Annotated in this window: 10 protein-coding genes; 5 read left to right on the forward strand and 5 right to left on the reverse strand. The window is 57.0% G+C overall.

Annotated features, from left to right (window positions below; genetic code table 11):
* The first annotated feature begins 51 nt into the window (after positions 1-51).
* Positions 52-2,673, forward strand: coding sequence for a [protein-PII] uridylyltransferase (glnD, locus tag Poly21_RS20260; protein ID WP_146409448.1), 2,622 nt, complete (start codon positions 52-54; stop codon positions 2,671-2,673).
* On the opposite strand, the gene Poly21_RS20265 is transcribed toward glnD, so the two are convergent.
* From Poly21_RS20265 to Poly21_RS20280, 4 genes are all read right to left on the reverse strand, one after another.
* A complete protein-coding gene (locus Poly21_RS20265; protein WP_146408903.1) occupies positions 2,619-4,199 on the reverse strand; it encodes a GMC family oxidoreductase in 1,581 nt (526 codons plus the stop codon). The genes glnD and Poly21_RS20265 overlap by 55 nt on opposite strands.
* A gap of 147 nt (positions 4,200-4,346) precedes the next feature.
* A complete protein-coding gene (locus tag Poly21_RS20270) occupies positions 4,347-6,239 on the reverse strand; it encodes a UbiD family decarboxylase (protein WP_146408904.1) in 1,893 nt (630 codons plus the stop codon).
* Complete coding sequence (locus tag Poly21_RS20275; RefSeq protein ID WP_146408905.1) at positions 6,184-6,918, reverse strand: 3-keto-disaccharide hydrolase; 735 nt, start codon at positions 6,916-6,918, stop codon at positions 6,184-6,186. Before Poly21_RS20275 ends, Poly21_RS20270 begins: the two co-directional genes overlap by 56 nt.
* 249 nt (positions 6,919-7,167) lie before the next feature.
* On the reverse strand, positions 7,168-7,932 hold the full coding sequence (locus tag Poly21_RS20280) for a glycerophosphodiester phosphodiesterase (RefSeq protein ID WP_302119872.1): 765 nt from the start codon (positions 7,930-7,932) through the stop codon (positions 7,168-7,170).
* Positions 7,933-8,352: 420 nt separating this feature from the next.
* Between Poly21_RS20280 and Poly21_RS20285 the strand changes: the two genes are divergently transcribed.
* On the forward strand, positions 8,353-9,528 hold the full coding sequence (locus Poly21_RS20285; protein ID WP_146408907.1) for an efflux RND transporter periplasmic adaptor subunit: 1,176 nt from the start codon (positions 8,353-8,355) through the stop codon (positions 9,526-9,528).
* Positions 9,529-9,613: 85 nt separating this feature from the next.
* Positions 9,614-12,889 (forward strand): efflux RND transporter permease subunit, encoded by a 3,276-nt coding sequence (locus Poly21_RS20290; protein WP_146408908.1) that lies wholly within the window; start codon positions 9,614-9,616, stop codon positions 12,887-12,889.
* A 176-nt stretch (positions 12,890-13,065) separates the two neighbouring features.
* Here the strand turns inward: Poly21_RS20290 and Poly21_RS20295 are convergent, their stop codons facing one another.
* Positions 13,066-13,680, reverse strand: a complete 615-nt coding sequence (locus Poly21_RS20295) for a metallophosphoesterase family protein (protein WP_146408909.1) — start codon at positions 13,678-13,680, stop codon at positions 13,066-13,068.
* A gap of 109 nt (positions 13,681-13,789) precedes the next feature.
* Between Poly21_RS20295 and Poly21_RS20300 the strand changes: the two genes are divergently transcribed.
* Together Poly21_RS20300 and Poly21_RS20305 are read left to right on the forward strand one after the other, a co-directional pair.
* A complete protein-coding gene (locus Poly21_RS20300) occupies positions 13,790-16,852 on the forward strand; it encodes a PSD1 and planctomycete cytochrome C domain-containing protein (RefSeq protein ID WP_302119875.1) in 3,063 nt (1,020 codons plus the stop codon).
* A 59-nt stretch (positions 16,853-16,911) separates the two neighbouring features.
* The gene (locus Poly21_RS20305) at positions 16,912-18,297 is read left to right on the forward strand and encodes a DUF1501 domain-containing protein (RefSeq protein WP_146409450.1); all 1,386 of its coding nucleotides are present in this window, start codon (positions 16,912-16,914) and stop codon (positions 18,295-18,297) included.
* Positions 18,298-18,482 lie beyond the last annotated feature (185 nt).

Here is an 18,482-nt window from a genome sequence, read left to right on the forward strand (position 1 = left end):
CTGGCTGAGACAAAACCTGCGACGAAATCCGTTTCGTTGACGTCGTCGGCGATGCGATATCGGGATCAGCTCAGCGAGGGGCGTGCTCGGCTCGACGTTCGATTCCATGCTGGCTTGCCGAGTGTTCAAACGGCCACAGCGTTTAGCGATTTGTATGATCAGATCGTCTCGGCTGTCTTTGCCGATGCATTGCAGCACGCTGAATCAGCCGGGGTCAATCCACGCCACTTATCTCGATTTGCCCTCGTGGCTCATGGGGGCTACGGGCGCGGGGATCTGTCGCCGTACAGCGACGCGGACCTCATGCTGCTGGTGCCGCGGACTGCGATTGCTGCTGCGACCCCGGTGGCCGGTGCTTTGGTGCGAGATTTAGCCGACGCGGGTATGGATGTCGGTTTTTCGGTGCGCTCGCCCTCAGAGGCGACGTCGTTGGCTTGGTCGGATCCCAAAATCTACACCTCGCTAACAGAGTCTCGTTTGTTATGCGGAAACGAGTCGAAGTATCGCGGCTTCTTTGATTCATTTCGCAGCGGTGCGAAGCGGCGTTGGAAGACACTCAACAAGAAGGTGATTCGGGCCCGGCTTGAAGAACGGCATCGCTGGGGGGAAACGATCTATCTGCTCCGGCCCAATGTAAAACGCTCGCGAGGCGGTCTGCGCGACATCCAGTTGGTTCGTTGGCTGGGCTTTGCGACCCATGGTCAAACGGATTTGACTCAACTGCACCGACTCGGTGCGCTCTCGAGCGAAGACCTTCAGACGTTGCTCCGGGCCAATGGCTTTCTGCTGAGACTGCGCCACGAGTTGCACTTTCGGACCGGACGCAGCCAAGACGTTCTGGATCGGCCCACGCAGATGGAGATTGCTCGCGACTGGGGTTATCAAGGGCAAACCGGGGTGCTGCCCGTCGAGGATTTCATGCAAGATTATTTTGAGCACACCCGCTCGGTGCGGTACGTCTCGGGATTCTTCGATGACAATGTTCGCGCGCACTCCCGCACCGCCATGGCAGTGGAGCGGATCTTGTCGCGCCGGGTAGACGACAGCATCCGCGTGGGGCCGACCCAGATCTGGGTTGAGCCCAAGGATCTCGACGCCTTTGCAGCGAGTTTGCCGGACGTGCTGCGTTTAATGCAGTTGGCCAATGAAAATCAGCGATGGATCGCCCATCCGACTTGGCAAGCAATCCGGCAGACGATGCTCGAGCGTCCGCCAAGCCCGCCTGATCCGGCGAGTGTGCAGGCGTTCTTGGGTCTACTCAGCCAGCCCGGGCAGCTCGCCCCGCTGCTGCGTCGACTGCATGAGCTGCGGATTATCGAGCAACTGATTCCCGCCATGCGGCGATGTCGCGGACTGTTGCAGTTCAACGCCTACCATAAATTTACGGTCGATGCTCATTGTCTCGGAGCCGTCGAAGCCGTTACGGACTTTGCTGAGCAAGACAGCGTCATGGGCCGGCGATACTCGCGCATCAAAGACAAAACTCTCCTGCACTTGGCGTTGCTGATCCATGATCTCGGCAAAGGGTACGACGAAGATCATAGCGAAGTCGGGTTTCGAATTGCCGGCGAGGTGGGTGACGCACTCGGGCTCGAAGCGAACCAAAAGGAGACCCTGCAGTGGCTAATTCATAAGCACCTGTTGATGACGACGGTTGCCTTTCGCCACGATCTCAACGATCCCGATGTGGTGCATGGCTTTGCCGCGGAGGTCGGCTCGGTGCGACGACTCGAATTATTGCTCGTACATAGTGTCGCCGACCTCATCGCGGTGGGCCCAGATGTGCTGACGGATTGGAAGATGAATCTCATTGAGGATCTTTATATCCGCACCCGTCGATACTTCGAAACTGGCAATCTTCCGGGTGAGAATGATCCAGAGCTCGATTCGCAACGCGACGAGATTGTCGGGCTGGTCCAGGCCAAGAGCAGTGATGAGTCGGCCGTCGAGCTCGTCAAAGATTTACCCCTGTCGTTGCTTCGCCACCGCAGTAGCCGCGAGATTGCCGATGAACTGGTCGAGGTGGGTAGATGGTTGGAACAGGACCAAGGCTGCTTCTGTGCCGGGTTGGTGGCATCCGATGGAAGTGAGGTTCGCTACAACGTCGTCGTTCGGCAAGGTGATCGTCGCATCGGTACTTTTGCGCGAATCACCAGTGCACTCTACGCCTGCGGATTGACCATTTTTCGCGCGAGTATTGAGACCGTTGGGGAAGATTTGTTGTGGGACTCCTTTTGGGTTAGCGACCCGGATTATGTCAACGCACCGCCACCGCATCGTATCGAAAACGTATGCCGTGTGATCCGTAGCGCGCTCGATAATCCAGAGGCGCCGCTACCGGCGGCGCGAAAGGTTTGGAAATCAAAGGACGATAGCGAGCCTGCGAGTGTGCTTCTGCTGCCCACAAAAATCATCTTTGACAATGATACCTTTGACCACCAGACCATCCTCTCGCTGTTCACCTATGACCGCCCCGGTTTGCTGGCCGATGTTACCACTGTCCTGGCCGCACATGAGGTCTCCATACAATTTGCGAAAATTGATACCCATCTGGATCAGATCGCAGACGTGTTCTACATCACCGACGCCTCGTCCCAACCGATCCTCGATGCCGAATATCAGCAGCGTATTCGTGAGGCGATGCTAGAAGTGCTCAATCGCTCGGCGGCGTAACAAGCCAGCATCGCGAGTAACGCCGTCGGGTTCCCGGTAGTCGGTTCAGGCAGCAGTGATGCGTCCACGATCGACAAGCCTGCCACGCCAGGCACCTGAAAGTCCGGATAAGTGACAGCACCCTCGCTATTGTTGCCGATCTGGCAGGTTCCGCCGGGATGGTACAGCGTCTGCGCGTAGCGAGCGATCGCTGCCAGCAGGCGTGCGTCGTCACTCCGCCGCCGGCCCGGAACTCGCTCGGTACCAAGCACACCCTGTTGTGTGAGCACGTCGGCTAGCTTACGGATCCAGCCAACGCCGTCGAGAAGCTTCGCTTTATCCGCGGGTTCGGTCATGTATTGGCTGTGGATATGCAGCTGAACATGATCGGCGTGGCGGATGGGCTCCATCCATCCGCGAGACTGGGGGCGAGTCAATTGCACGCCGAGGGTCGTCGCGCAGGCAGCGGTGTGGTGGGGGTATCGCAGGTAGTCTGTCGGTGTGACGTGACATTGGAACGTGGCATCGAGATCAAAACCACCGCACTCTGCGATGTTGGACGCCAAGGGGCCGGCGCCAGTCTGTTCCCACTGCTCAATATCCTGGTCGGTCGGCGCCCCAGGCAAGAAGGCGGGCAGATCGCGCTCATAAACGACTGGCATGATTAAATGATCGTGCAGGTTCCGACCCACAGCAGGTAGATCGACAAGCGGTGTCAAGCCAACCCGGGAAATTAACTCCGGGTCGCCAATACCACTACGAACCAGTAGTCCCGGTGTCCCCAACGCCCCCATGCAACAAACGACTCGCGTTCCGCTGCTCAACCGAATCTCACGCTCTTGGTGAGCATTCCGAAGAGTTAGGCTGTTCAAACTGCCGCGTGTGATGTTCAGACGCTGGACCCCAGCGTGGACGCAGCCCAATCGCGAGGCGATGCTCGGATCGCGTTCCCTCACATCAAGTAGCAGTTGTTCGGTGGTCCAACGTTGACCGCAGCGATTGATTCGCGGGTAGGCAGCGAACTCCCCTAGTTCCGGGTGCTCCTGGAGGGTGGCTAAGAGGTGTTGCGACGAGGGGCTGAGGTAGCGTGGAGATTCAACGGCAAATAACTCATTCGCCCGCTGCCAAGCGATTTGCATAGCATCGAGGTTCAGTCCCGCATGCTCTAAGCATTGAAAGTCCTGCGCACGAGGTGGTACCCAGATCATCGCATTGATGCGTCCGCTGCCGCCCAGGCCACGGCCCCGCGGCCAAGTGATTGCGCGTCCAGCGAGTGACTCATTGGGCTGGGTGAGGTGAGAGTCGTCGTCGGTCGAGCCGAGCAGGTGTAGCCATCTCGCTGGTCGAAGGCGGTCGAGTGAATTCTCGTCCTGCCGCCCGCCAGCCTCAATGATCCAAACCGGGCGGTCGCTTCGCACAAGCAATTCGTGGGCGAGTAGGCAGCCGCATACGCCACCGCCGAGAATCACATCGCCTTCCAGGCATGGTGGGATGTCGTTAAGCGAAATGGATTCGATGATGTCGTGCATGGTCTGGGAGGGACGCATCGCCAGCCTCTGCGTGACCGCAGCGCCCCAGGGTGTTAAGTTTTTGAAAATGAAGTCGCCAACCGGCTTAGGTGTTGCGCCGCTAAATCGGCGGCACTAGGCAGAGCGTCGCCTACGCTGTTTCACCATAAGAGCGCTGAGTGCGTGTTACAGGTATTTCGCTAACGCGTCCCCACGGGTCGCGCGTGCGTCCACTTTGGCGGTCGTGTGAGCGTCTTCGACCAACGGAGGTGCATGATGTGGTTTGACTCGTGCATCAATCAATAACGGCCCCCGGCAACCCCAGTGTTTCTCAAGAGTAAACTCGTCAACGCCACCGATGTCCGCTGCTGGATTGCTGCGGGTGAACGTGCTCCAGAGCCAATTGTTGGCTGCAGCGGCAGCAAAGCCGGCATCGTCGCACAGCGTAATCAACGGAAACGCTTTGGCATCGCATTGAGCGGATAACGCAGCGGCGAGGATCGAGCGGTCGTCTGCTCGCGCGGGGCAGTCATATCGAGGAGCGGTGATCGCGAGCACACCGGGCATCACCACAGCGGCGTGGCTGAATCCATCAGGTAGTTGCAGGCCGGGTGGTACTTGGTGAGGTAGTTCACGGCAGGGTTGCCCCGTCGCGGCGATCACGACCTTCGATCCCTGATTGAGCCCCGTGCCTGAATAATCGAGTGTGTCGATTGTTGTGCGTGTTTGGAAATGGAGGTCTCGTCGCCAATCCACACGGCAAAGCATGTACTGTAGAAATTGATTAATGTTGTGAATGTCCAGCTCATTCGCCGGATCGTCCGTGATCCAAAGGTATTTCGCTAGGGAGAGCTGCCCATTGCCCAGAATTGCGTTGGCCTGAGTCAGCAATTCCTGAGGCTCGCTGACGCCGAGGTAGGGCATGTACCGTTCGCTACCGATCGCCAAGAGCAGTGGGTGGACGCCCGCGGCATCGACAGCGTGAACCGCTCGCACGCCTGGAATCACAGTTGGGATGATGGGGTCGGTCAGTTCGTGAATCAACTTTCCAAACGTCGTGTCCTCTTGCGGCGGCCGGCCGACAACAGTGAATGGCCAGACCGCATCATCACGATGCCAGACCCGCTCAACTTTCATATACGGGAATGGATGTGTGAGCGAATAATAGCCGAGATGATCTCCAAACGGTCCTTCGGGCATGGTCGCCTGCGGATCGATTCTGCCGACGATTGCGAAGTCGGCATCGGCGGCGATTGGAGCATGGTTGCCGCAGATCATCCGCATCCGCCGACCGGCGAGGGCTCCCGCGAAGGTGAGCTCTGTTAATCCCTCGGGCAGCGGCATCACCGCCGCCAGTGTCATTGCGGGTGAGCCGCCCACGGTAATGGTGACCGGCAGGTCTTCGCGGCGCTCCATCGCGGCGCGGTGATGGATGCCAATGCCACGGTGGATTTGGTAATGCAGCCCCACCTGTGACAGTGGATCGTATTGATTACCCGCTAGCTGCACCCGGTACATACCGAGGTTCGCGCTCATCAGGTTATCGGGATCATTCGGATCCGTCGTGAGCACTTGCGGTAGGGTGACAAATGCACCGCCGTCATCCGGCCAACACTTCAGTTGCGGGAGATCGGCAAGCTCGCACGCGTTCGCCATGACAGCGCCATGACGAACTCGTTTGGGCAGCATTCGCAGTCCCGTCAGTGGCACTCCCGCATACCGGTGAGGCCGTTTCGGAAGCACCGCAGGATCGAGCTTTACCTCGATCACTCGTCGGACGGCCTCGAGCGTGTCGCGAAACAGATAGCGAGCTTGCTCGAGCGAGCCGAACAGGTTCGATGCCATCGGAAACCGGCAACCGCGTACGTTCTTAAACAGCAACCCAGGGCCGCCGTTTGCGTAAACACGTCGCTGGATTTCGGCCAGTTCGAGGCACGGGTCGACTTCGTCGGTAACCTCGATCAAGCGATGGTCACGACGCAGGTCTTCGACAACGTCTCGGGTGCAGCGATGCTTCAAGTGACTATAGCGAGCGGAACCGAATGTCTTTGTACTCAGCCCACATGGCTTTGCCAGCATGCAGTTGCAGGCCGAGCACGCCATCAAGCAATGCTTGCTCGGGCGAATCCGTGAAGTCGAGAATCAGACGACCGTTGAGGTAATGCTGAATGTGGCGACCCTTGGCAACGATGCGAACCTCGTTCCATTCGTTCAACCGAAACAGCTGCTTGAATTCATCCTGCGTGATGAGCGACCCAAGGACTTTCTTTTTGCCATCTGTTTGAACGGCCTTCTCGCCAACCAAGCAAATGCGACCTCGATTGAGTCCTTCGCCATAGATGAATCCCGACACATTGGGCAGATCCACTTCGTTGCGAATCTCATGCTGGTAGCCCTTGAGGGACCATCCGTTCGGGGCACCCTTGGCCGTGTTGTGCTTGGAGCGATATTGAATTCCGGAATTGTTGGTCGCATTGCAGCGGAAGGAAAGCTGCAGTTCAAAATCCGTGGTGCGGCCACCTTGCCAGATTAGAAACGTATTGCCTTTGGCTTTGTTTTCCTCGGTCGTTTCACCGTGGATGACGCCATCGCGGACCGACCACAGGCGTTCGTCGCCGCTCCAACCCTCCAGGTTCTCGCCATTGAAAATTGACTGGGCGTCCGCCGCGGTCGCCGACGAGCCAGCGGGGGAATCGGCAAGGCAGGGAGACGCGACGAAAAACAGCAACGCAGCGGACAAACAGACTTCACGAACCATCAAGGACTCCAGTGAATTTCGGGGTGGAAGGATTACGCTAGGCGAGGAGGAAACCGCCGCCTTAGACGCCCGCCAGGGACCCATTGAGCGCCTGTGCGGATCCGTATCCTAGTTCAACGACGCCGTGATGCCATCCCACCAGCCGAGTTACCCAGTGGCAGAAGCGACGGAATGCTGGCACGGGCCAATTCATGTTACAAAGTCCTTGTTCTGCTGCGAATTCTCGGTTTTTCTGCAGATCGACGCGGACTAGTTGGTCGAGCTGTTCAACGCGGCTCGGATATTGGCGGGTTGATTTGTCGTAATGGAATCAAATCCGAGCTGTCGTAGCGTCTTGGCAGTGGTGGGGTTGTCGACGGTCCAAGCGTGAATTCCGCAGCCCAGCTCGCGGACGGCGTTTACCAGATCGGCGTCGATCGCGTCCATGTCGTCCTTGGTTCCTAGACCCGAAGCCGAGGTTTGACGCAAGGTTTCGACAATCGCGGGGGTGGTCGGCGAGAGGGTCTGCGTGTCGGGATGGCGACGGTAGGACGTCAGCCAGTTCGTTTGATACTGCCCCATTGTCTGGCGGGCTTGCTTGACGACGTCGGTATTGAAACAGATCAGCACGATTTGATCTGGTAGCAAGTCACTCTCGGCCAACTGGTCCTTCAGGACAGGCAAAATTTCTACGCCGCATTTAATTTCGACAAAGATTTTCTTACCGGCTGGAACGGTTGCCAGCACTTCACTTAGGGTCGGGATTTTTTGCCCAGCATATTCTGGGCTTTTCCAGGCACCGAAGTCCAGCTCCCGAAGTTGATCAAAGGTGGCTTCACTGACGGTATAGGAAGGTTGATTTGGTGCCGTTCGCGTGGTGGTTTTATCGTGCAGGCAAACGATTTGATTGTCGGCAGAGAGATAGAAGTCTCCCTCGATGACGTCGGCCCCCTGTTCCCACGCGAGCTCGAATGCGGCGAGAGTATTTTCGGGAGCATCATGTGAAGCGCCGCGGTGAGCCACGATGAGCGGCATTGCGGAGACAGATTTCGTTGCAGAGACCGTGGGCTCGGCTCCCAAGGAGGCAGTGCTGGGAATGGTGAGCGAACACAAAATTGCTCCCCATGCAACACAGACAGATCGGCACATTCTAATCCAAAGCAATGAGTTCTGACGCATCGTGGACTTTCCTTAAACGTTGAATTGAGAGGTCAATGAAACCGATAGTTGTATCGCGTTGAAGTCTTTCGTCGATACGTGCCTACTCGGGGCAGCATATCTTTTTCAGAATTCTAGCGGTGCTCATGAAGATGCTATGAAAGTGCTGGGAAGGTTTGGAGAACGCGGTCAGCTGCGCCTGTGGTATGGCCGAGATCATGGGTGGTGTATGATCATTCGGGCCCTCCGGTCGGGGTGTTTCCCCGGCATGATCACTCTCTGCGAGACCTCACCGCCATGACGTTGAAGCACATTGCCCTGTTCCTGTTCGCCTCGATCGGTATCGCGATTCCTTTCGGTACCGGGTGCCGCAATGAGTCTGCTGGTGTACCTGGCGGGGGCGGAGAACGCCCGCCGCAAAAAGTGATTTACGTACGTGCCAAGGCGAAAAAGGTGACGGAGTACGTCGAATTGGTAGGCCGCACAGCTGCCAATGAGAGCGTGGAGATTCAATCCCGGGTGTCTGGGTTTTTATTGAAAACGCACTTTATCGACGGACAGACGGTCCAGGCGAATGAGGTCCTGTTTACGATCGACCCCGAAGAGTACAAAGCCATTTATCTGCAGAGCGAAGCTCAAATTGAAGTTGCTAGGACACGTCTCGATGTTGCCAGAAAAACATTTACTCGATCGAAAAAGCTGATCGAGAACGACGCCATCTCGCGAGAGGAATTCGACCAAAATCAAGCGGCGGTGGAAGAGGCCGAAGCACGCGTGATCGTGGCGAAGGCGGATGCCGCGAGGGTGAAGCTGGATGTCGACTACACGGAAGTCAAATCGCCAATCGCAGGTCGGGTGGATCGAGCACTGTTAGACGACGGGAACTATGTTATCGGAGGGATGAATGGGGGGACGGTGCTCACCACAGTCGTCGATGATCAGCCGATCAAGGCGATTGCAAATGTCGATGAGAACGTACGACTGAAATTCATGAGGCAAATGCGTGAAGTCGCGGGAGAAGACTTCAAGCAAGCCGATAAAATCGCGGAGCTGAATATTCCCTGTGAACTGCAACTGCCAGACGAAGTAGGGTATCCGCACAAAGGCACTTTGGAATACGGCGAAATCATTGTCGACACGCAGACCGGCACGTCGCAGGTTCGAGCGATATTTGAGAATAAGAGTGGTCTACTGACACCAGGCATGTTTGTGCGGTTGCGGATTCCATCTTCCGAGCCACATGAGGCTGTCGTTGTCCCTGACGTCGCGATTGGCACCGATCAGGCAACAAAGTTTGTCTACATCGTCAACGACGAAAACGAGATCGTGCTGCGCACCGTCAAACTTGGTTCTCAACAGGAAGGCCTGCGTGTCATCGAAACGGGGGTGAAGGCAGGAGATGCGGTTGTCATTGGTGGATTGCAACTGGTTCAACCGGGGATGAAGGTCGATCCCGTTGAGCAGGCGGATTGATGGTATTGCGTGAGGCGATACGTCTCACGATGTCATTGTTTGCTTTTGTACTTCGTCCGCTTCCGCCCTTCCGACGCTCGCTTCTATGTCTCAGTTCTTCATCAGCCGTCCCATCTTTGCCTGCGTGATCTCAGTCTTGGTCGTGTTGGCGGGGAGCATCTTCGTGTGGACGCTGCCGATCGCGCAGTACCCTGAGATTACACCGCCGTCGGTACGCGTGACGACGAAGTACCCAGGTGCTAGCAGCGAGGTCGTTGCGGAAACCGTGGCTGCGCCGATTGAGCAACAGGTCACGGGGGTTGAGAATATGTTGTACATGTCCAGCCAATCGACCAACGACGGCGGTTACTCACTTACGGTGACATTCGCAGTGGGCACGGATCTGGACATGGCCCAGGTGCTCGTGCAGAACCGCGTGAATCTAGCGACGCCAGTGTTGCCTGCCGAGGTAAAAAGCATCGGTGTGTCGGTGGTTAAGAGTTCTCCCAATTCACTGATGGCCGTTAATTTCTTTTCGCCCGATCAGTCACGCGATCAGTTGTACCTGAGTAATTATGCGACCATTCGCGTCAAGGATGAGCTGGCGCAGATCGACGGCGTGGGGAGTATCAACATCATTGGGCAGCGTGACTATAGCATGCGAGTGTGGCTGGACCCGGATCGCATGGCGGCGCTGCAATTGACTGCCACTGATATTATTGCGGCGCTGCAGGAGCAGAATATTCAGGTGGCGGCCGGATCGCTGGGGCGTCCACCAGTGCCGCGCGGCGAGGATTTCCAGTACACGCTGAAGACGCTCGGACGTTTATCGACTCCTAAGGAGTTTGCAGACGTGATCGTCAAAACAGGCGACAGCGGTCAGATCGTCCAGCTCCGCGATGTCGTCACCGAACGCCGCACCTCGGCGGAAGGCATTGCCTACGGCGGGATCGCGTTCGGTTCGGGATTTGAAGACACGATGTGTAATCTTGATGGTGTGCCGTCATCGGGCCTGATGATCTACCAGTTGCCGGGGTCCAATGCCCTCGATACTGCCGACGCGATTCGCGCAAAGATGGAAGAGCTCAAGACGCGGTTCCCATCGGGCGTCGAATATTCGATCAGTTACGACACGACACCCTTCATCGGGGAATCAATCCACGAAGTTTTTAACGCCTTGCGGGATGCAATCATCTTGGTGGCGATTGTGGTCCTCGTCTTCCTGCAGTCCTGGCGTGCGGCGATCATCCCACTGGTCGCCGTGCCCGTAGCGATCATCGGCACCTTTGCGGTGATGGCGGGAATTGGATTCAGTCTGAACAATTTATCGCTCTTTGGATTGGTCTTAGCGATTGGGATTGTGGTCGACGACGCGATCGTCGTCGTCGAGGCGATCGAGCATAAACTGGAGCACGGGCTGACACCTGTCGAAGCGTCGCGGCAAGCGATGCGGGAGGTGACCACGCCGATCATCGCGATTTCGCTGGTGTTAATGTGCGTGTTCATTCCCTGTTTGTTCATCACCGGGATTACCGGACAATTTTTCAAGCAGTTTGCGGCCACCATTGCTGTGTCAACGTTTTTCAGCGCAGTCAATTCGCTCACGCTCAGCCCCGCACTGAGCGCTCTCCTGCTGCGTCCTAAGTCCGAGCAGCGTGATCCGTTATCCCGGTTGATCAATTTTTTGTTTGGATGGTTCTTCGCACTGTTCAATCGCTTTTTCACGACGGTCTCAGGGGCCTATGCAAACATTGCCGGTTGGTTGGTGCGGTTATCGTTCGTCGTACTCGTTGTGTATGTCGGTTTGTTGTGGGCTACCTACAAAGGCATGACCACGGTCCCCACCGGATTTGTACCCGAGCAAGATAAAGGATATCTGCTCGTCGACGTCCAGTTACCTGACTCGGCGTCGTTGGAACGGACCGAGGCCGTGGTGAAAGAACTGAGCAAAATCTTGCTGGGGGAACGCAGTGGAGACAGCCAAGCGTTAGCGGCCTCACTCTCAGCAGCATCGCAGGTGGAGCACGAGCACGAGCCGGGCGGGGAGTCAGCAACCGGCGGGTTGGCAGGCGTTGACCATACCCTGGAAATTATCGGCCAATCCTTTGTTCAGAATGCAGTCGCCTCGAACTTCGCCTCCCTGTTTGTGATCCTTGATCCGTTTCACGATCGCGAAGACGCTGCACTGTATTCCGATCGAATTGCGATGAAGCTCCGTCAGGCCGTCGCCAGCCAGATTCTTGACGCAAGAGTGGCGGTGTTCGGTCCACCACCAGTCGATGGTTTAGGCAGCGGTGGTGGGTTCAAGATCATGGTTCGTGACATCGGCCAGTTGGGTCTGACTCAGCTCGAAGAGACGACCACGGCACTGGCGAAAGCGGGTTCAGCCGAGCCAGCGATCATGGGCATGCAATCGGGCTTCCGTGCCAATACGCCGCAAATGTTTGTCGACGTGGATCGTGAGAAGTGCAAGCAGATGGACGTATCGCTGAGCGAGGTCTTCACCGCGATGCAGACGTACTTAGGCGGATACTACGTCAATGACTTCAATGCATTCGGACGGACATGGCAGGTCAACGTACAAGCCGATCCGCTCTATCGTTTGACGCCCGAACAGATCACTCAGCTCTACGTGCGTAGCAACCGTGGCAAGATGGTTCCGCTGGGCGCAGTCGTCACCGTTCGAGATACCACCGGGCCCGCCTTGGTGACGCGTTATAATGGTTTCGCAGCGGCAACAATCAACGGCATGGCCATGCCTGGGGTTAGCTCCGGCGAGGCCATCAAGACAGTCGATCGTGTCGTGGCCGATGAGCTTCCGTTTGGATTCGATACCCAATGGACGGAGTTGACGTTCCTCCAAATCCAGGCTGGCAACACCGCACTGGTGGTTTTTGCACTTGCAGTCGTGCTGGTGTTTTTGGTGTTGGCGGCGCAGTACGAGAGTTTGAAGCTGCCGCTCGCGGTGGTCTTGGTGGTGCCGATGTGTTTGCTGTGCGCCGTGATTGGCGTTGCCCTCGCGCACATGGATATTAATATCTTTGTGCAGATCGGCTTTGTCGTCCTGGTGGGGCTGGCAAGTAAAAACGCCATCCTGATCGTCGAGTTTGCCAAAGAACAGCAAGACGCGGGACTGAGCAAATATGACGCGACCATTCAGGCGTGCCGCCTCCGCCTGCGGCCTATCATCATGACCTCACTCGCGTTCATCCTCGGCGTGGTGCCGTTGGTGTTAGCCTCGGGTGCGGGTGCCGAGATGCGTGCCACGCTCGGTGTCGCGGTGTTCTCGGGAATGCTCGGTGTGACGTTCTTCGGTATTTTTCTGACGCCTGTATTCTATTACGTGCTAGCGTCGCCGACGCCTGACGAGAAGCTGAAATAGTGTGGGCAACGCCGTTCGGATTGACGTTTGCATATTTGTATCGGGCTGGCACGGAGCGCGGTTGTTCGCCGCCGGAGGTTGTCAGCGTCGATCGTCCAGCATTTCTGGAGGAGCTCGGTGATTGTTCAGCGTTCGCTCAGCAACCATTGACCATTGGTCCCAAACCGGTAGCAGATTCAGTCCAGCTGAATCATGGTGCCCGCGGGACCGGCATTGAGGATGAGCGATGTTCCTAACTGCACCTGTTTGCCCCAATCGCTGTGGATGTGGCCGCAGACCACCAATTTCGGCTGACATCGCAGGACACATGCTCGAATACTGTGACTGCCGCGAATGCGACCGGCGCTATCGTGGTCGACAGTGTCAATCGGGGGGGAGTGGGTCACCAGGATGCCGCCGCTGGGGCAGGCTGCCAGCATTTCCGTGGCAGTTTCCTCGTCAAAGTCGTAGCTCCAATCGCCGAAGGGGGTGACCGGAATCCCGCCACCCACTCCCCATAGCTCGATATCACTCGCTGTGGTGGGGAGCGTCCAGCCATCACCGTGCAGTACCCGGCAGTTCGCCCAGTCACGCGTTGCTTGCCGGAATTCGTCGACAGTTTCACCATTGCCTGGGACGAGACAGGTCGGTTTCTCGATCCGCCGGAGGATATCGAGCGTATCAGATAACCCTTGGTGTCGGTTGGCAAAATCTCCGGCACCGATGACAAGATCGGCTTGGGCAGCCATTTCAACCAGATGTTCCGCGGCGTCTTGATCGCGGTGTAAATCGCTAAAACAGAGGATATTCATGGCGGGGGCTTGAGCGAGCAGGGGCGTTTTCGGCGTGACGATTGAGTTATTGTGGCGTGAAACAGAAACAAGATGCAATGCGGGCAAAGTTTCCTGTAAACTGGTTGCTATGAATACGATATTTTGCCGCACTGAGGCATCGAAAATGGGTGACGCGATCGGGCGCAACTGCGGTCTGGCGTGTTGGTGGCTGATGGGCGTTTTTCTCATCGCTCCGTGTGAGGCTGCCGACGTTGCATCGGCGCAGCTACGGGACTTAGCCAGCCCCGAGGAGCTGGAGTTCTTTGAGAAGGCGGTTCGCCCGCTGCTTGTGGAGCATTGTTACGAGTGCCACAGTACCAAATCGGAAAAGCTGCAGGCGGGATTGTTGGTTGATAGTCGAGCGTCGTTACTCGAGGGCGGCGATTCCGGGGCTGCCGTGGTGCCGGGCGACGTGGACGGAAGCTTGTTCATCGAAGCGGTGCGGTATGAGTCGTACGAGATGCCCCCCGAGGGGAAACTCGCGGACGCCGAAATTCAGACGTTCGAACGATGGATCGAAATGGGCGCGCCGTGGCCCGAGGAAGCCGCACCGACTGCATCGGCGGCGCGACCTGAGTTCGATTTGGAGGATCGTAGAAATCAACACTGGTCATGGCAGCCCATCCAGCGAGTCGCCCCGCCGCACGAGCACAGCGGGTGGTCGCGAGATGAAATCGATCAATTTGTCTTCGCTCGGCTCGACCAGGAGGGGTTACAGCCTGCCCCTGATGCGGATCGTCACGTCCTGATGCGACGATTGTATTTCGATTTAATTGGGCTGCCGCCAACGCCCGCACAAGCTGCTGAGTTCCTAGCACAGCCGGGCCCGCACGCGGTTACTGAGCTCGTTGATAAGTTATTGGTATCGGAGCAATTTGGTGAACACTGGGCACGGCATTGGCTCGACCTCGTTCGCTACGCGGAATCGCGTGGTCACGAGTTTGATAATGATGCGCCGAATGCCTATCAATACCGAGACTACGTGATCCGTGCACTCAATGCCGACGTGCCATATGACCAGTTCGTGCGAGAGCAGATCGCGGGTGACTTGCTTCCCCAGCCGCGTCTAAATCGGGAGTCTGGATTCAACGAATCGATTCTGGGCACTGGCTTCTGGCATCTCGGTGAGTGGGTGCATTCACCAGTTGATATTCGCAAAGACGAGAGTGACCGTTTTGACAACATGATCGACGTGATGTCCAAAACGTTCTTGGGGGTGACCGTCGCCTGCGCACGGTGTCACGATCATAAATTCGATGCGATTTCGACGGCAGACTACTATTCGCTGAGCGGATTCCTGCAGAGCAGCGATTATCGGCAGGTGCGGTTTGAATCCATCGAGCATAATGCACGTGTCGCCGATGAGCTCAATGAGTTGGACGCTAAGTATCGTGCCATCATCGAGTCGTCGATTGAGAATAGTGGGTTCATTGATCAGACGCCCAAGCTTAGTGACGACGCTGCGGCTGCGATCGTCGTTGATTATGAGGCGGTCGAGCCGATTGACTACCTTCAAGACGGATTCATTTTTGGCGGGCACCCCCGTCACGCGGGTGAGCCTGGACTGACAGTTACCGGCGGTGAACCAACGATTCAGTTCTCTCGTGTTAGTGCCGCCGTAAGCGATCGCTTCTGGGATGGACTCGAGTCGGTTTCCGGTCCCGTGACGAGTGACAAGAGCTCGCTCGCGAAAATTCCGCGTTCTGGTCGTACTCTGCATACGCCGTCGTTCGAAGTCCGACATGGCAATGTCGCCGCCCGCGTAGAGGGGCGTGGTCACGTGTTCGCTTGCGTGGATTCACATCGGATGGTTGCCGGACCGCTACACGGCGAAGTTATCCGGCCTATCAAAGAGAAAAATGCCTGGGTGGAACTCGATCTGAGCCGCTATATTGGGCACCGTGTCCATCTGGAGTTCACGCCTGCAGTGGATGCTGACCTTAAGGTTTCCGCCGTCACGGATGGCGCGACCACCGAGGTTCGAAAAGAGCTCGACGAGCGGGCGAAAACACTCGGCGATGCAGTGACAGATTTTGAGTCGGAGGTTCGTAAGCGTCTCGGTGATCAATGGGAGTCACTGACAGCCGATTGGGCGAAAGAACGCGAACAACTGAGCGACCAGGTGATGCGTCGCTCGGAGCTCGCGATCGCGATGATCGATGGGGATGGTGAAGACGATCACGTGTTGATCCGAGGCAATTCTGCCAAGCCTGGCGATCTCGAACCCCGCCATTTTTTAACCGCGATTAGTGGCTCAGCACCGATCGAGATACCTCAGGGTAGCGGTCGTTTGCAGCTCGCCGAGCACATCACGGCAGCCGATAATCCGCTGACCCGTCGTGTCATCGTCAATCGCATTTGGCATTACTTGTTCGGTCGTGGAATTGTGCCGACCACCGACGACTTTGGAGTCCTTGGTCAGTTACCAACCCATCCTGAGTTGCTCGACTATCTCGCGACGGAGTTTGCCGAGGATGGCCAAAGTATCCAGCGTATGATTCGCCGGATCGTGCTGTCGCGGACCTACCAGATGGCCAGTAACACGACACCAGCGGCCGTGGCCGCTGATCCGAAGAACTTGCTCTGGCATCACCGACCCATCAAACGGCTCGAGGGTGAGACGATTCGTGATGCCCTGTTGGTGTTATCGGGGCGACTGGATGCCACCATGTACGGCCCATCGGTACCCGTATATCTGACGTCGTTTATGGATGGACGGGGGCGGCCACCGCACAGTGGGCCGCTCGATGGAGCGGGGCGACGTTCCATTTACACGGCTGTCCGTCGCAATTTTCTCTCACCTTTCATGACCACGTTTGATGCGCCCACACCGTTCAGCACGATGGGCCGTCGAAATGTATCCAATGTGCCGGCGCAAGCTCTGATTCTTATGAACGATCCTCTCGTCGTGGAACTGGCGCGGGATTGGGCAGCTCGTGGCATCCAGCAATTTCCTCAGCCCCGTAACCGGATCAACTGGATGTTTCAGTCTGCCTTCGCTCGCCCAGCGAGCGCCCAAGAGCTCCAGCTCGCAGCGGACTACATCGATGCCCAGTCCGCGGCTCGTGAACTCGACACCAATTCGCTCGACGTGTGGGCCGACCTTGCTCACGCGTTGGTTAACGCAAAAGAATTTATCTATATTCCATGAAGACATCATCTCCCTTTCCCTGCCGCCGACTGCAGTCCCAACCGGTCACTCGGCGCCAGATGCTTACCCAGTGCGCTGGCGGCTTTGGGGCCCTGGCATTATCCGCCCTGCAGCGGCAGCCCGCTTTCGCTGCCCAAGACAGTTCCGCCTCTCGAGCCGGGCATGGGCCGCACCATCAAGTGCGTGCCAAAAACGTGATTTTCCTGTATATGGACGGCGGACCCTCGCAGATCGACACGTTTGATCCCAAGCCGCTGTTGACGAAATTTGACGGCAAAGATCCCAGTAAGTTATTTGATGTCGAACCGACCCAGTTCAACAACAATGGCAACGTGCTGGCGAGTCCATGGAAGTTTCATTCGTACGGCAAATCGGGGATCCCTGTCAGTGATCTGTTTCCCAACATTGCTAAGTGCGTCGACGAATTGGCAGTGATTCGCTCGATGGTGTCGGAGTTCCCCGAGCATTCGTTTGCGAATTACTTTTTGCACACCGGCAGCGGATTGCAGGGGCGGCCGAGTATGGGGGCGTGGGTGAATTATGGGCTCGGTAGCGAGTGCGAGAATTTGCCTGGATTTGTCGTCATCAATGGTGGTTTGATCCCACCGGGTGGTCTGGATTGTTTTGGCAGCGGTTTCCTGCCGGCAAGTTACCAAGGTTCGATTTTCAAACCATCCGGCAGTGGCGTAGCCAATATCTCGCCCACCGAACCCAATGGCCAACAGCAACGCAGCAAACTTGACTTGATACGCCAGCTTGATGACATTGCCGTCGAGCGGGATGGCGAACATGACAGCATCGATTCTGCAATCCGCAACTATGAACTGGCCTATGCGATGCAGATGGCTGTACCGCAGGTCATGTCATTGGCGGATGAACCCGCCCATTTGCAACGCATGTACGGTATGGAGTCCAAGTACGAACCTACTCGTATTTATGCGGCCCAGTGCATGATCGCACGGCGGATGATCGAGCAGGGAGTGCGGTTCATTGAACTGACGTGCCCGCAGGTCGGTGGCGACCGCTGGGATCAACACAGTAACCTGAAGCAGGGCCACGAGAACAACGCGCAGGCGGTCGACCAGCCAATTGCAGCGTTGTTGCAAGACCTTCGTGCCCGCGGCATGCTCGATGACACTTTAGTCGTTTGGGCAGGAGAGTTTGGACGCACACCGTTCGCACAGGGGGCTAACGGGCGCGATCATAATCCGTTTGGATTCACGGTCTGGATGGCGGGCGGAGGAGTGAAGCCGGGTACCGTCTACGGAGCAACCGACGAATGGGGCTACAAAGCGATCGAAAACCGCGTGGAAATCCATGACTTGCACGCGACGATGCTGCACCTGATGGGCGTTGATCATACCCGTTCGACCTTTCGCTTTGGTGGCCGTGACATGCGTTTGACGGACGTCAAAGGAAACGTGATTCACGACGTCATCTCTTAGCTGCCTATTGAATCACTACCTTGGTGATGCAATTGTGAGCCGAGTGCGGTAAGGCACCGGACAGCGTCGCCAGCCCGGTCGCCTAGGCACACTCAGTCAACAGTCCGTCAAGCTTCCTAACAGCACTGTCGGATGAAATTGCTCGAGGGACATCTTGATAGGCCGAGTCGTCCGTCCAAGTCACA

This window comes from Allorhodopirellula heiligendammensis, from assembly GCF_007860105.1.
In the GTDB taxonomy this organism is placed as follows: Bacteria; Planctomycetota; Planctomycetia; order Pirellulales; family Pirellulaceae; genus Rhodopirellula; species Rhodopirellula heiligendammensis.